Genomic DNA, 15,037 nt, shown 5'->3' with positions numbered 1-15,037 from the left:
CTGGGGGAGCGAGGCGGCCGCCGTGCGTCGCGCAGCCGCGCGTGATTCGATCATAGCGCGCACGTCAGAACGGCGCGTCGCCGGGGAACGCGGGCGGGCGCCGCTCGCGCAGCGAACGGATGCCCTCCTGCACGTCGGGCCCCGAAAAGCCCATGAATTCGAGCGCGAGCGACGTATCGAAGGTCGGGCCGGCCGTGCGCAGCCAGTTGTTCAGCGCGTACTTGGTCCAGCGGATCGCCGACTGCGAACCGTGCGCGAGCCGCTCGGCCACTTCGTATGCCTTCGGCAGCAGGTCGGCCGGCTCGACCGCGAGCGACACCAGGCCGATCCGCTCGGCCTCCTCGCCGCTCACGGGCTCGCACAGCATCAGGTAGTACTTCGCCTTCGCCATCCCGCACAAGAGCGGCCACACGATCGCCGCGTGATCGCCGGCCGCGACGCCGAGCCGCGTGTGGCCGTCGATGATGCGCGCATCCTTCGCGGCGATCGAGATGTCGGCGAGCAGCCCGGCGACGAGCCCCGCGCCGACGGCCGGGCCATGCATCGCCGACACGATCGGCTTGCTGCAATTGATCACGTTGTAGACGAGGTCGCGCGCCTCGCGCCACACGCGGGCGCGCACGTCGAAATCGTTCGCCATGTCCTCGACGAGCGCGAGATCGCCGCCCGCCGAAAAGCCCTTGCCTTCGCCGCGGATCACCGCGACGCGCGTGTCGGGATCGCGATCGACGTCGCGCCAGATGTCGGCGAGCTCGCGATGCATGCGCGCGTTCGCGGTCGCGAGGCCGCTGCGGTTCGCGCCCTCGCCGCTCATCACGATGTCGAGCACGCCATGGTCGCGGCGCGTCACCTTCAGTGCTTCGTAACCGCCGTACGCGGCAAGATCGGCCATCTGCTGCTCCTTGTGCGAGGCGCTCGAACGCCTGAATCGAGTGTAGCCAAGCCCGCGCGGTCAAACATCGGGCGAAACCCGGCGCGCGGGCCGAAGCCGGGTTTCGCCGCTGCGTTGCTTGCCCCGCGCCGCTTACGCCGCGCCGTCGGGCGGCGCGACCGACTGCTCGATCGCGCCGAAGATCGACTTGCCGGCCGCGTCGAACATCTCGATGCGCACGGTGTCGCCGTAGCGCATGAATTCGGTCTGCGGCGCGCCGTGCTCGATCGTCTCGAGGCAGCGCTTCTCGGCGATGCAGCAGTAGCCGCGCTTCGCGTCCTTGTTCGAGACCGTACCGGAGCCGACGATCGAGCCGGCACGCAGGTTGCGCGTCTTCGCCGCGTGCGCGATCAACTGGCCGAAGTGGAACACCATGTCGGTGCCCGCGTCGGGCTGGCCGACCTTCTTGCCGTTCCAGTGGACGATCATCGGGCGGTGCACGCGGCCTTCGCGCCACGCGTCGCCGAGCTCGTCGGGCGTGACGGCGACCGGCGCGAACGCGGTGGCCGGCTTGCTCTGGAAGAAGCCGAAACCCTTCGCGAGTTCGGCCGGAATCAGGTTGCGCAGCGACACGTCGTTCACGAGCGTGACGAGCCGCACGGCCTTCAGCGCGTCGTCGGGCGACGCGCTCATCGGCACGTCGCCGGTGATCACCGCGACTTCCGCCTCGAAATCGATGCCCCATTCCTCGGACGGGCACACGACGTCGTCGCGCGCGCCCAGGAAATCGTCGCTGCCGCCCTGGTACATCAGCGGATCGGTCCAGAACTCGGGCGGCATCTCCGCGCCGCGCGCACGGCGCACGAGCTCGACGTGATTCACGTACGCGGAGCCGTCGGCCCACTGGAACGCGCGCGGCAGCGGCGCCATGCAGTTGGCCGGGTCGAACGCGAACGCGTTGCGCGCGCGGCCGTGGTTCAGCGCGTCGTACAGGTCGCGCAGTTGCGGCGCGTAGAACGCCCAGTCGTCGAGGACGCGCTGCAGCGTCGGCGCGATCGCATCGGCAATCGCCGCGGTGTGCAGGTCGCGCGACACGACGATCAGCTGGCCGTCGCGCGTGCCGTCCTTCAGCGAAGCAAGTTTCATAGGGGGATCTGCCGTTGTAGTGACGATGGAGGGAATCTATTTTACGATGGTGAATCCCTGCGGCGCGCCGCGATCGCGCACGCCGTTTTCGCCCCGTTTCCTGTCGCCTTTTCGCGCACCCGCTGCCCATGCCCGCCAGCCCGCTTCCCGACGACGATCTCGCCGACTCCGATACCGACGACGCCGCCTCCGGCGAACCCGGCGAGAAGGTCCGTTCCGGCATCCAGTCGATCGAGGTCGGCTTCCGCCTGCTCGACGTGCTGACGAGCGAGCCGCGCGCGATGATGCTGCGCGATCTCGCGCAGCGCGCGGGCATGAGCCCGGCGAAAGCGCATCGCTATCTGGTCAGCTTCTCGCGGCTCGGCGTCGTGTCGCAGGATCCCGTCTCGGGCCGCTACGAGCTGGGCGGCTTCGCGCTGCAAATGGGGCTCGCGCGGCTCGCGCGCGTCGACGGCGTGAAGCTCGCGCGGATCGCGCTCACCGAATTCCGCGACCGCCTCGACCAGACGGTCGGCATCGCGGTGTGGGGCAACCAGGGGCCGACGATCGTGCACTGGATGGAATCGAGCCATCCGGCGAAGGCGTCGCTGAAGCTCGGCGACGTGATGCCGCTGCTCGGCTCCGCGACGGGCCTGCTGTTCGCCGCATACCTGCCGCGCAGCAAGACCGCCGCGATGCTGGAGCGCGAACTCGCCGATACGCGCCGCTCGCCGCACCACGGCGGCCCGCGCACGCTCGACGAAGTCGAGACGGTGCTCGCCGACGTGCGCCAGCACCAGGCCGCGCGCGTCGAAGGGATGCTGCTGCCGACGATCCATGCGTTCTGCATGCCGGTGTTCGACGCGGTCGGCGAACTCGCGCTCGCGATCGTCGCGCTCGGCCAGGAAGGCTCGTTCGACATCGCATGGGGCGGCGAGATCGACACCGCGCTGCGCGCCTGCGCGCAGAAACTGTCTTACGAACTCGGCTATAGTCCCGACGCACGCGACGCCTGACGCATCCGGTTCACGCCACGTCACGCATCGCGAACGCGCGGCGCATCCGACGGTCCGATTCCTGTGGCGCGCGCCGCGCCCGACGTCACGCCAGCGCCCCCGACCCTGTTCCGATGCCCATGCAGCCTGCCGATCTTCGCCCGCGTCACGCCCTGCCCCGCCGCTGGCTGCGCGTGGGCGTCGCGCTCGTCGCCGTGCTGGTGCTGCATGCGCTCGCCGGGTTCTGGCTGATGCGCAACCGCGAATCGTTCACGCCGCCGCCGGCCACGGAGATCCCGGTGCAGATCGAGCTGCTGAAACCGCAACCGATCGAGCGTCAGCCGGCCCCGCCGGCGCCGAAACCGGTCGAACGTCCGGCCGAATCGGCGGCGCCCAAGGCCGCCGCACCGAAGGTGGCCCCGCCGAAACCCGCGCCGTCGCACGAGCCGGTCCTCACGTCGACGCAGACCGCCGAGCACGGCGAACCGCCGGCTGCCGCCGCGTCCGCGGCGAGCGGCACACCGGGGGCTTCGGGCGCGCACGCCGCATCGGCCGCGGGCGCCAGCGCCGCGACACCGGGCCCCGCGACGAGCGGCGTGAAGTTCGCGGCGCCGCCGTCCGGCGACCTGCAGTACGACACGTTCTACAACGGCATGCAGAACATGATCGGCACGATCCACTGGCGCACCGACGGGCATACCTACGACTTGTCGGTGTCGATGCCGGTGCCGTTCGTCGGCCCGTTCACCTATCGCAGCGAAGGCCGCATCGACGCGTTCGGCGTCGCACCCGACCGTTACGTCGAGAAGCGCGGCAAGCGGCCGGAAGACATCGCGATCTTCAACCGCGAGATCCGGCAGGTCGTGTTCACGCGCACGCCGAACAACGCGCCGCTGCCGGACGGCGTGCAGGACCGCTTCAGCATGCTGATGCAGTTGTCGGGGCTCGTGCGCGGCAATCCCGCCGCCTACAAGCCGGGCGTCACGCAGCAGTTCTTCGTGATCGACAACAACAGCGGCGAGACCTGGCCGATCACCGTGATCGGCGACGAACAGGTGCAGACGCAGGCCGGCATCGTCGCGGCGCGGCACTTCATGCGCCTGCCGCGCCGCGACGGCGATACGCGCCGCATCGACATGTGGCTCGCGCCGTCGCTCGGCTGGCTGCCCGCGCGGCTCGTGCAGAGCGAGCCGAACGGGGCGCAGATCGAACTGCTGTGGCACGGCCGGCTCGCCGCACCGAACGTGCCTGCCGACGCCGCGCCCAGCGGCGCAACGAACGCGCCCGCCGTCGCTCCGGCACCCGATGCATCGGCCGTGCCGCCCGCGGAACCCGCGCCCTCCACGCCGCCCGCCGCCGTGCAACCACCGGCGTCATCGACTGTCACACAGTGAACGCGCGCACATGAACGCGCACGAATCGGCAATTTCGACCGATTACAGATTTCCGGAAAATGGCCGATGACACTCTTTAACAACTATTTCAGTGCACCGGCTCACAATAAGAAACGTTTGATAGACATCGGCTTCTAACCGATACACCCCACGCAAACGGGAGAACGGGGTGTGCAGCGCAAGCCCCTTGAAACCGGCAAGGCTCGCCCCACCTAGGGGACAACAAGGCCAGATGCCACTGCGAAGAGGAGTGCCGCCATGCAAATGATCTACAACAGCCCCAACTACTGCGTCGTCGAATTTGCGCCGCAGGCCGGCCATCACCTGATGAATGCCGGCGGATACGAAATCGTCGACAAGAACGCGCAGCGCGAAATCTTCATCGACGGCGAACTTGCCGAACGATTCCGCGCGCACGTGAAGCAGCTGATCGAGGATGAACCGTCGCTCGACGAAGTCGACGAATTCCTCGGACAATTCGACAGTCTGATGATGATGCCCGTCGTGCTGCACTGACGACTCGCGGCCCGGCGCGTCACGCGGGCCGGGCCATTCGCCGCGCATCGACGCGGCGCCGCGTGCACTCCGATCCTGCCCCCGTCCGGTTCGCCTGCGGGGGCTTTCATTTGGCGGGCCGTCCGGCCGGCGCGGCGAGGGTCGGCGACTGCTTGACGCACCGGCTACAATGACGGTTTTCCGTCTTCGCCGGTCTTCCGCCCATGTCTGCGACTCCCCTCGCCGCTTCCGCCCCGCTCGACGCGCGCTACACGCGCGGCGCCGCCCTGCCCGCGCTGCTGAAATCGCGCATCCTGATCCTCGACGGCGCGATGGGCACGATGATCCAGCGCTACAAGCTCGACGAAGCCGCGTATCGCGGCGAGCGCTTCAAGGATTTCCCGCGCGACATCAAGGGCAACAACGAGCTGCTGTCGCTCACGCAGCCGCAGATCATCCGCGAGATCCACGATCAGTACTTCGCGGCCGGCGCCGACATCGTCGAAACCAACACGTTCGGCGCGACGACCGTCGCGCAGGCCGACTACGGGATGGAAGATCTCGTCGTCGAGATGAACGTCGCATCGGCGAAGCTCGCGCGCGAATCGGCCGCGAAATACGCGACGCCGGACAAGCCGCGCTTCGTCGCCGGCGCGATCGGGCCGACGCCGAAGACGGCCAGCATCTCGCCGGACGTCAACGATCCGGGCGCCCGCAACGTCACGTTCGACGAGCTGCGCACGGCGTACTACCAGCAGGCGAAGGCGCTGCTCGACGGCGGCGTCGACCTGTTCCTCGTCGAGACGATCTTCGACACGCTGAACGCCAAGGCCGCGCTGTTCGCGCTCGACGAGCTGTTCGAGGACACCGGCGAGCGCCTGCCGATCATGATCTCGGGCACCGTCACCGATGCGTCGGGCCGGATCCTGTCGGGCCAGACCGTCGAGGCGTTCTGGAATTCGCTGCGCCACGCGAAGCCGCTCACGTTCGGCCTGAACTGCGCGCTCGGCGCGGCGCTGATGCGCCCGTACATCGCCGAGCTCGCGAAGCTGTGCGACACCTACGTGTCGTGCTACCCGAACGCGGGCCTGCCGAACCCGATGAGCGACACCGGTTTCGACGAAACCCCCGATGTCACGTCGGGCCTGCTGAAGGAGTTCGCGCAGGCCGGGCTCGTGAACCTCGCGGGCGGCTGCTGCGGCACGACGCCCGAGCACATCGCCGAGATCGCGAAGGCGCTCGCCGGCGTGAAGCCGCGCCGCTGGCCCAACCAGTACAGCGACAACGCCTGACCCGACCGCCCCACGTCCTTCCTCAAAAGAATTCGCACCGCCATGACCGATCACATGATGCGCCTTGCCGGCCTCGAGCCGTTCAACGTCACGCCCGGGACGCTCTTCATCAACGTCGGTGAACGCACCAACGTCACCGGCTCGAAGGCGTTCGCACGGATGATCCTCAACGGCCAGTTCGACGAGGCGCTCGCCGTCGCGCGCCAGCAGGTCGAGAACGGCGCGCAGGTGATCGACGTCAACATGGACGAGGCGATGCTCGATTCGAAGGCGGCGATGGTGCGCTTCCTGAACCTGATCGCGTCGGAGCCGGACATCGCGCGCGTGCCGATCATGATCGACTCGTCGAAGTGGGACGTGATCGAAGCCGGCCTCAAGTGCGTGCAGGGCAAGGCGATCGTGAACTCGATCTCGCTGAAGGAAGGCGAGGACGCGTTCCGCCACCACGCGAACCTGATCCGCCGCTACGGCGCGGCCGCGGTCGTGATGGCGTTCGACGAGACCGGCCAGGCCGATACCTACGCGCGCAAGACCGAGATCTGCAAGCGCTCGTACGACTTCCTCGTGAACGAAGTCGGCTTCCCGCCGGAAGACATCATCTTCGACCCGAACATCTTCGCGGTCGCGACGGGCATCGAGGAGCACAACAACTACGCGGTCGACTTCATCGAGGCGACCCGCTGGATCAAGCAGAACCTGCCGCATGCGAAGGTGAGCGGCGGCGTGTCGAACGTGTCGTTCTCGTTCCGCGGCAACGACCCGGTGCGCGAGGCGATCCACACCGTGTTCCTGTATCACGCGATCCAGGCCGGGATGGACATGGGCATCGTGAACGCGGGCCAGCTCGGCGTGTACGCCGATCTCGACGCGGAGCTGCGCGAGCGCGTCGAGGACGTGATCCTGAACCGCCGCGCGGATTCGACCGATCGCCTGCTCGAAATCGCCGACAAGTTCAAGGTGGGCGGCGCGAAGAAGGAAGAGAACCTCGAGTGGCGCAACCAGCCGGTCGAGAAGCGGCTCTCGCACGCGCTGGTGCACGGCATCACGACCTTCATCGTCGAGGATACCGAAGAAGTGCGCGCGAAGATCGCCGCGGCCGGCGGCCGTCCGATCAACGTGATCGAAGGCCCGCTGATGGACGGGATGAACATCGTCGGCGACCTGTTCGGCCAGGGCAAGATGTTCCTGCCGCAGGTCGTGAAGTCGGCGCGCGTGATGAAGCAGGCGGTCGCGCACCTGATCCCGTTCATCGAGGAAGAAAAGCGGCTGCTCGCGGAAGCGGGCGGCGACGTGCGCGCGAAGGGCAAGATCGTCATCGCGACCGTGAAGGGCGACGTGCACGACATCGGCAAGAACATCGTGTCGGTCGTGCTCCAGTGCAACAACTTCGAAGTGGTCAACATGGGCGTGATGGTCCCGTGCAACGAGATCCTCGCGAAGGCGAAGGTCGAAGGCGCGGACATCATCGGGCTGTCGGGCCTCATCACGCCGAGCCTCGAGGAAATGGCGTACGTCGCGTCCGAAATGCAGCGCGACGACTACTTCCGCGTGAAGAAGATTCCGCTGCTGATCGGCGGCGCCACGACGTCGCGCGTGCACACGGCGGTGAAGATCGCGCCGCACTACGAAGGCCCGGTCGTCTACGTGCCGGATGCGTCGCGCTCGGTGTCGGTCGCGTCGAACCTGCTGTCCGACGAAGGCGCGGCGAAGTATCTCGACGAGCTGAAGTCCGACTACGAACGCATCCGCGACCAGCACGCGAACCGCAAGCAGCAGCCGATGGTCACGCTCGCCGACGCGCGCGCGAACAAGACCAAGGTCGACTGGGCCGGCTACCAGCCGGTCAAGCCGAAGTTCATCGGCCGCCGCGTGTTCAGGAACTACGACCTGAACGAGCTCGCGAACTACATCGACTGGGGTCCGTTCTTCCAGACCTGGGATCTCGCGGGCCCGTACCCGGCGATCCTGAACGACGAGATCGTCGGCGAATCGGCGCGGCGCGTGTTCTCCGACGCCAAGTCGATGCTCGCGCGCCTGATCCAGGGCCGCTGGCTGACCGCGAACGGCGTGATCGCGCTGCTGCCGGCGAACACCGTCAATGACGACGACATCGAGATCTACAGCGACGAGTCGCGCTCCGAGGTGCTGCTCACGTGGCGCAACCTGCGCCAGCAGAGCGTGCGCCCGGTGGTCGACGGCGTGATGCGGCCGAACCGCTCGCTCGCCGATTTCATCGCGCCGAAGGAATCGGGTGTGGCCGACTACATCGGGATGTTCGCGGTGACGGCCGGCCTCGGCGTCGACGCGAAGGAAAAGCAGTTCGAAGCCGACCATGACGACTACAGCGCGATCATGCTGAAGGCGCTCGCCGACCGTTTCGCCGAAGCGTTCGCCGAAGCGATGCACGCGCGCGTGCGGCGCGAGCTGTGGGGCTATGCGAGCGGCGAGACGCTCGACAACGACGCGCTGATCGCCGAGAAGTACGCGGGCATCCGCCCGGCGCCCGGCTACCCGGCCTGCCCGGACCACCTCGTCAAGCGCGACATGTTCGACGTGCTGCACGCGGACGAGATCGGCATGAGCGTGACCGACTCGCTGGCGATGCTGCCGGCGGCGAGCGTGTCGGGCTTCTACCTCGCGCATCCGGACAGCCGCTACTTCTCGGTCGGCAAAATCGGGCAGGATCAGCTCGAGGACTATGCGCGGCGCATGGCGCTGTCGCTCGACGACGCACGTCGCGCGCTCGCGCCGCAACTGTAACCGCGTCGACCTACCGTTTCCATCGCCACGCGCCCCGATCCAGGGGCGCGTCGCACAACAGCTCAATTCATCAGGATACCTAATCTCAATAATCAAGATCGAAGCGGCTGTAACGCCGAGCTTTCGGGCCAACGCGCGTGGGCGACATGACGCGCCCTTCTCTCTAAATCATTCCCGCCATGTCGACCTTCGAGATCCGGATCACCGAAACGCCAGCGGACAGCGCAAGCCCGTTCCCGCCGACGATTTACCGCGGCGAGCGCTGGGATCTGGACCATCTGCGTCCATTGACCTTCACCTGCGATCTGGAAACCGGCTTCGATGTGACGGTTCTTGTCCTGTTCTCGTGTCACTGCTTCACACGCAGCTTCAAATGGGACGGACGCAGCCGCGACACCATTCCGGACGGCGAGATCTACGACGACGGCCGCGAGACACGCGTGCTTTGCGCGGACCGGTATCGCGCGTCACGGGAGCTGTTGCGCGGCGTGATCGTGGGGCTGGCGACGCGCCGGATCGTCGTCGCGGATGAACGGCAACCCAATTTCGTCACGGTGGAGGCGGTCGCATCGGACGGCACGCAACGCGTGTATGCCGTGTTCTTCGAGGTGTCGAAGGACCGGATCAGGAAACGCCGGCTCATCCTGCGCGTACAGTCGGCCTACATGCTGGACGGCGGCCTGAACCGGCGCCAGCGGGAAGCCCGGAAAGTCGCGTTGCGCACGTTGCTGCGCGCGAGCCTGGAAGGCCGCAAGATCCGGGCGTAGAAAAACCAACGGCCGCCTTTCGGCAGCCGTCGCATGCAGGATTCTCTTTCCGTCTTTCGACGAAATACCCACTCCAGGTGGGACCCGGTTGTCCGGGCGGCGCTATGTTTTCGCACCCGCTTTCACATAGTCTTGCGTTGAATTATAAGGAATTTCATCTTTCGGTCAAGGCAAGTGCCACGCTGCCGCCCCGATTTCGCGCCCGCCTTCCGCTGAGCGCAACTTTCATCAGACAAAAGAAAAAGCCCGCTCGAAAGCGGGCTTTTTCCTGTCTGGCGAACCTTTCGATCCGCCAAGCAAGGGAAGCTCAGAAGCCCCAGTGGACGTCGGCCTGGCCGGCCTTCGCTTCGCGCAGCATCGTCAGGAACGGCGCGACGCGCTGGGCCAGGCTCGGCGGCACTTCGTGGTGCGCGTGGTCGGCTTCGTCCTCATGGAAATGGCCGGCGTGCTCGGCGCGTTCCTGCTTCGCCTGCGCGACCGCGCCTTCCAGCTTGGCGATCGCGTGGTCCAGTTCGTCGTGCGTAATCACACCGCGCTCGCCCAGCTGCTTGCCGACGAGACCCAGCACATACACGGCGAAATCCTTCAGCACGTCGAGATCCTGTGCCGCCTTGCTCTTGAACGTAATCATGACAATTCCCTTTTCATCTTGTTGTGCCTGCGCGGCGCGGTTGGGGAACGCCGGCAGACCGGCGTCCGGCCTCGCGGACGCGGGCCGCCTGAGCGGCATATTAGCACCTGTTAAAATTCTGCGATCCCTGAAACGCGCGCTTAAAAAGCGTGCCGGCGGGCCGGCGTTTCCGGCCGCCACCAACGAAGCCTTCTACCAGCATGCTGCCAGCACACAAACAGACCCTCGAAGCCCTGCTCGCGGATAGCGTCAAGCAGGTCGCACACGCGCTGAAAGGCGCCGACGCAGCATTCGTCGCCCCGGCCATCACGCTGGAGCGCCCGAAGGTCGCCGCGCACGGCGACGTCGCGTGCAACGTCGCGATGCAGCTCGCGAAGCCGCTCGGCACGAACCCGCGCCAGCTCGCCGAGCAGATCGTCGCCGCCCTCACCGCGCAGCCGGCCGCGCAAGGCCTCGTCGAAGCCGCCGAGATCGCCGGCCCCGGCTTCATCAACCTGCGCCTGTCGGCCGCCGCGAAGCAGGCCGTGATCGCCGCCGTGTTCGACCAGGGCCGCGCGTTCGGCACGTCGGATCGCGAGAAGGGCAAGCAGGTGCTGCTCGAATTCGTGTCGGCCAACCCGACCGGCCCGCTGCACGTCGGCCACGGCCGTCAGGCCGCGCTCGGCGACGTGCTCGCGAACGTGATCGCGAGCCAGGGCTACGCGGTGCACCGCGAGTTCTACTACAACGACGCGGGCGTGCAGATCGGCAACCTGGCGATCTCGACGCAGGCGCGCGCGCGCGGCCTGAAGCCGGGCGACGCGGGCTGGCCGGAAGCCGCGTACAACGGCGAGTACATCGCCGACATCGCGCGCGACTACCTGAACGGCGAAACGGTCGCCGCCTCGGACGGCGAGCCGGTCAAGGGCACGGGTGACGTCGAGGATCTCGACGCGATCCGCAAGTTCGCGGTCACCTACCTGCGTCGCGAGCAGGACATGGACCTGCAGGCGTTCGGCGTGAAATTCGACCAGTACTACCTCGAATCGTCGCTGTACAGCGAAGGGCGCGTCGAGAAGACGGTCGACGCGCTGGTCAAGGCCGGCATGACCTACGAGCAGGACGGCGCGCTGTGGCTGCGCACGACCGACGAAGGCGACGACAAGGATCGCGTGATGCGCAAGTCGGACGGCACGTACACGTACTTCGTGCCGGACGTCGCGTACCACGTGACGAAGTGGGAGCGCGGCTTCACGAAGGTGATCAACATCCAGGGTTCGGACCACCACGGCACGATCGCGCGCGTGCGCGCCGGCCTGCAGGGGCTGCACATCGGGATTCCGAAGGGCTATCCCGACTACGTGCTGCACAAGATGGTCACCGTGATGCGCGACGGCCAGGAAGTGAAGATCTCGAAGCGCGCGGGCAGCTACGTGACGGTGCGCGACCTGATCGAATGGTCGGGCGGCGCGGCGGCGGGCCAGGAAGCGGCCCCCGACCTGATCGACGAGGCGACCATCACGCGCGGCCGCGACGCGGTGCGTTTCTTCCTGATCTCGCGCAAGGCCGATACCGAGTTCGTGTTCGACATCGACCTCGCGCTGAAACAGAACGACGAAAACCCGGTCTATTACGTCCAGTACGCGCATGCGCGAATCTGCTCGGTGCTCAACGAACTGAAGTCGCGCTACAACGTCGACGTCGCGCAACTGCCGGGCGCCGACCTGTCGCAACTGACGAGCGCGCAGGCGACATCGCTGATGCAGAAGCTGGCCGAGTATCCGGACATGCTCACGCACGCGGCGAACGAGCTGGCGCCGCACGCAGTCGCGTTCTACCTGCGCGATCTCGCTGGCGAATTCCACTCGTTCTACAATGCGGAGCGCGTGCTGGTCGACGACGCAGCGCCGCGCAATGCGCGCGCCGCGCTGCTCGCCGCGACCCGGCAGGTGCTCGAGAACGGCCTGGCGGTGCTCGGCGTGTCCGCACCCGCCAAGATGTAAGGATGTAAGCGCGGCCCCGAACCGGGCAGCGAATGGCCGCGGCAGCGCCCGCCGCAGGAGAGCCTGCCTCGGCCTTTTCACGATTCTTTTTGCAGGTGACTCAAGCAATGGCACAACCACGCCGAACTTCGAAGCAATCGAAACAAGCCGGAGGGACATTTCTTGGAATCGTGCTGGGCCTGATCGTCGGCCTCGCGATCGCCGTGGTGGTGGCGCTCTATATCACGCGTTCGCCGTCGCCGTTCGTGTCGAAGGTCGCGCCGCCGCCGGCCGACAACGGCGCAAGCCAGCCGCAGCAGTTCGATCCGAACCGCGCGCTGCAGGGCAAGACGCCCGGCCAGCCGGTGCCGCAAGCCGCGCAGCCCGCCCCGCCGAACACGGCGCCGGGCCAGGCCGCGAACCAGACCCAGGGCGGCCTGCTGCCCGAGCCGCAGATCGTCGAAGTGCCGCCGTCGGGTAACACGAACGGCGCGACCGGCTCGAGCAACACCACCGCGTCGAACACTCCGTCGTCGGGCAACGGCGTCGCCGTCGCGCCGAAGCCGGCCGACACCACGCCGCCGCCGAAGAAGACGCAACAGGCGCAGCAACAGCAGCAAGGCGGCGAGGACGACCTCGCCCGCTTCGCCGCGCAGAAGCAGGCGCAGCAAGCCGCCGCGCAAAAGCAGCAGCAACAGCAGCAGGCCGCGAACACGCCGAAGCCGACGTCGTCGGCCACGGCCGCAGCGGCAGCGAAGCCGCCGACCGCGAACGACGCGAACACCGGCTACTTCCTGCAGGTCGGCGCATACAAGACGGAAGGCGATGCCGAGCAGCAGCGCGCGCGCCTCGGCTTCCAGGGCTTCGAATCGAAGGTGTCGAAGCGCGACGTCAGCGGCGTGACCTATTTCCGCGTGCGCGTCGGCCCGTTCTCGAAGTTCGAGGATATGAACTCGGCCCGTCAGCGCCTGTCCGATGCAGGTGTCGACACGGCGGTGATCCGCTTCACGAAGCAGTAAGCCAACCGGCCGAGCCCACGCAGAACCCGTTACGTTCCGTAACCCGAGCAACTGATTCGACGTTCACAACATGAAAAAACTGCTTAGCACGCTCCTTCTGTCCCTGGGCCTGGCCGCCGGCCTCGCGCAGGCTTCGCCCGCCGCGCCGGCCGCCGGCAAGGACTTCGAGGTGATGAAGTCGCCGCAGCCGGTATCCGCGCCGGCCGGCAAGGTCGAGGTGATCGAGTTCTTCTGGTACGGCTGCCCGCACTGCTACGAATTCGAGCCGACGATCGAGGCCTGGGTGAAGAAGCAGGGCAACAACATCGACTTCAAGCGCGTGCCGGTCGCATTCCGTGACGATTTCGTCCCGCACTCGAAGCTGTACTACGCGGTGTCCGCGCTCGGCATCTCCGAGAAGGTCACGCCGGCGATCTTCAACGCGATCCACAAGCAGAAGAACTACCTGCTGACGCCGCAGGCGCAGACCGACTTCCTGGCCACGCAGGGCGTCGACAAGAAGAAGTTCATGGACGCGTACAACTCGTTCAGCGTGCAGGGCGAGGTGAACCAGTCGGCCAAGCTGCTGAAGGACTACGCGATCGACGGCGTGCCGACGGTCGTCGTCCAGGGCAAGTACAAGACGGGCCCCGCTTACACGAACAGCATCCCGGGTACCGCCCAGGTGCTCGACTTCCTCGTGAAGCAGGTCCAGGACAAGAAGCTCTGATCCCCGCCCGCGCGCCGGCATGACTACTCCGCTGAAGGTCTTCATCACCGGCGCGTCGAGCGGCCTCGGCCTCGCGATGGCCGAGGAATACGCCCGCCAGGGCGCCACGCTCGCGCTCGTCGCGCGGCGCACCGATGCACTCGATGCGTTCGCGCGGCGTTTCCCGAAGCTGTCCATCTCCGTCTATTCCGCCGACGTGCGCGACGCCGATGCGCTCGCGACGGCCGCCGCGTCGTTCATCGCGACGCACGGCTGCCCGGACGTCGTGATCGCGAACGCAGGCATAAGCCAGGGCGCCGTCACGGGCCAGGGCGATCTCGCGGCGTTCCGCGACGTGATGGACATCAACTACTACGGGATGGTCGCGACGTTCGAGCCGTTCGTCGGCCCGATGACGGCCGCGCGCCACGGCACGCTGGTCGGCGTCGCGAGCGTCGCCGGCGTGCGCGGGCTGCCCGGCTCCGGCGCGTACAGCGCGTCGAAGTCGGCCGCGATCAAGTATCTCGAAGCGCTGCGCGTCGAGCTGCGTCCGGCCGGCGTCGGCGTCGTGACGATCGCGCCCGGCTACATTCGCACGCCGATGACCGCGCACAACCCGTACCGGATGCCGTTCCTGATGGACGCCGACCGCTTCGCCGCACGGGCGGCGCAGGCGATCGCCCGGCAGCACGCGTTCCGCGTGATTCCGTGGCAGATGGGCGTCGTCGCGAAGGTGCTGCACGTGCTGCCGCGCTGGCTGTACGACCGCCTGTTCGAAAAGGCGCCGCGCAAGCCGAAGGCCGGCGCGCACTGACGATCCGCCGACGCGGCCCGCGCGACGCGCGCCGGGCCGTATCGCTGCGCCGGAGCGTCGACGCGCCGGTTTTGCGACACCTGCCGCGGCACCTTCGCCGCATCAACACCCGTTCCGTCGCGAACGCAGCCGTTTTTCGGCCAATTCGCCGCGTTCCGGCGCCTTTTTTCACGCGTCGCGCGCTTTGACGGTATGCTATTCGCCAGCCGCGCCGGCCCTGCCGCT

The 15,037-nt window shown here is 67.4% G+C and carries 13 protein-coding genes; 10 read left to right on the top strand and 3 right to left on the bottom strand.

Going from position 1 to position 15,037, the window contains the following annotated elements; translation table 11 throughout:
* Positions 1-64: 64 nt before the first annotated feature.
* Together H0X95_RS19215 and H0X95_RS19210 are read right to left on the bottom strand one after the other, a co-directional pair.
* Positions 65-892, bottom strand: a complete 828-nt coding sequence (locus H0X95_RS19215; protein ID WP_006495425.1) for an enoyl-CoA hydratase/isomerase family protein — start codon at positions 890-892, stop codon at positions 65-67.
* Between the two features lie 132 nt (positions 893-1,024).
* Positions 1,025-2,017 (bottom strand): fumarylacetoacetate hydrolase family protein, encoded by a 993-nt coding sequence (locus H0X95_RS19210; RefSeq protein ID WP_006490901.1) that lies wholly within the window; start codon positions 2,015-2,017, stop codon positions 1,025-1,027.
* A 128-nt stretch (positions 2,018-2,145) separates the two neighbouring features.
* Between H0X95_RS19210 and H0X95_RS19205 the strand changes: the two genes are divergently transcribed.
* The 6 genes from H0X95_RS19205 to H0X95_RS19180 all read left to right on the top strand — a co-directional run bounded on the left by H0X95_RS19205 (position 2,146) and on the right by H0X95_RS19180 (position 9,699).
* The gene (locus H0X95_RS19205; protein ID WP_059721696.1) at positions 2,146-3,012 is read left to right on the top strand and encodes an IclR family transcriptional regulator; all 867 of its coding nucleotides are present in this window, start codon (positions 2,146-2,148) and stop codon (positions 3,010-3,012) included.
* 113 nt (positions 3,013-3,125) lie between these two features.
* Positions 3,126-4,385, top strand: a complete 1,260-nt coding sequence (locus H0X95_RS19200; protein WP_059721697.1) for a DUF3108 domain-containing protein — start codon at positions 3,126-3,128, stop codon at positions 4,383-4,385.
* A gap of 258 nt (positions 4,386-4,643) precedes the next feature.
* Complete coding sequence (locus tag H0X95_RS19195) at positions 4,644-4,901, top strand: BTH_I0359 family protein (RefSeq protein ID WP_006477667.1); 258 nt, start codon at positions 4,644-4,646, stop codon at positions 4,899-4,901.
* A 203-nt stretch (positions 4,902-5,104) separates the two neighbouring features.
* Entirely contained in the window at positions 5,105-6,172 is a 1,068-nt protein-coding gene (locus H0X95_RS19190; protein ID WP_059721698.1) for a homocysteine S-methyltransferase family protein, read from the top strand.
* Between the two features lie 42 nt (positions 6,173-6,214).
* Positions 6,215-8,932: a methionine synthase gene (metH, locus tag H0X95_RS19185; protein WP_043206384.1), complete on the top strand. Its 2,718-nt coding sequence runs from the start codon at positions 6,215-6,217 to the stop codon at positions 8,930-8,932.
* 179 nt (positions 8,933-9,111) lie between these two features.
* Complete coding sequence (locus H0X95_RS19180) at positions 9,112-9,699, top strand: hypothetical protein (RefSeq protein WP_006495431.1); 588 nt, start codon at positions 9,112-9,114, stop codon at positions 9,697-9,699.
* A gap of 307 nt (positions 9,700-10,006) precedes the next feature.
* Here the strand turns inward: H0X95_RS19180 and H0X95_RS19175 are convergent, their stop codons facing one another.
* Positions 10,007-10,330, bottom strand: coding sequence for a DUF1840 domain-containing protein (locus tag H0X95_RS19175; RefSeq protein WP_006489103.1), 324 nt, complete (start codon positions 10,328-10,330; stop codon positions 10,007-10,009).
* A gap of 200 nt (positions 10,331-10,530) precedes the next feature.
* On the opposite strand from H0X95_RS19175, the gene argS reads away from it, so the two are divergent.
* The 4 genes from argS to H0X95_RS19155 all read left to right on the top strand — a co-directional run bounded on the left by argS (position 10,531) and on the right by H0X95_RS19155 (position 14,812).
* Complete coding sequence (argS, locus tag H0X95_RS19170; protein ID WP_006495432.1) at positions 10,531-12,312, top strand: arginine--tRNA ligase; 1,782 nt, start codon at positions 10,531-10,533, stop codon at positions 12,310-12,312.
* Positions 12,313-12,419: 107 nt separating this feature from the next.
* Positions 12,420-13,310: an SPOR domain-containing protein gene (locus H0X95_RS19165; protein WP_034201311.1), complete on the top strand. Its 891-nt coding sequence runs from the start codon at positions 12,420-12,422 to the stop codon at positions 13,308-13,310.
* A gap of 70 nt (positions 13,311-13,380) precedes the next feature.
* Positions 13,381-14,019, top strand: coding sequence for a thiol:disulfide interchange protein DsbA/DsbL (locus tag H0X95_RS19160; RefSeq protein WP_059721699.1), 639 nt, complete (start codon positions 13,381-13,383; stop codon positions 14,017-14,019).
* A 19-nt stretch (positions 14,020-14,038) separates the two neighbouring features.
* Positions 14,039-14,812, top strand: coding sequence for an SDR family oxidoreductase (locus H0X95_RS19155; protein WP_006489097.1), 774 nt, complete (start codon positions 14,039-14,041; stop codon positions 14,810-14,812).
* The last annotated feature ends 225 nt before the right edge of the window (positions 14,813-15,037 follow it).

The sequence above is a fragment of the Burkholderia sp. 9779_493 genome, assembly GCF_015712215.1.
GTDB lineage: Bacteria > Pseudomonadota > Gammaproteobacteria > Burkholderiales > Burkholderiaceae > Burkholderia > Burkholderia cenocepacia.
The sequence above is the reverse complement of the archived record's forward strand: the minus strand, read 5'-3'. Positions and strand labels throughout refer to the sequence as shown.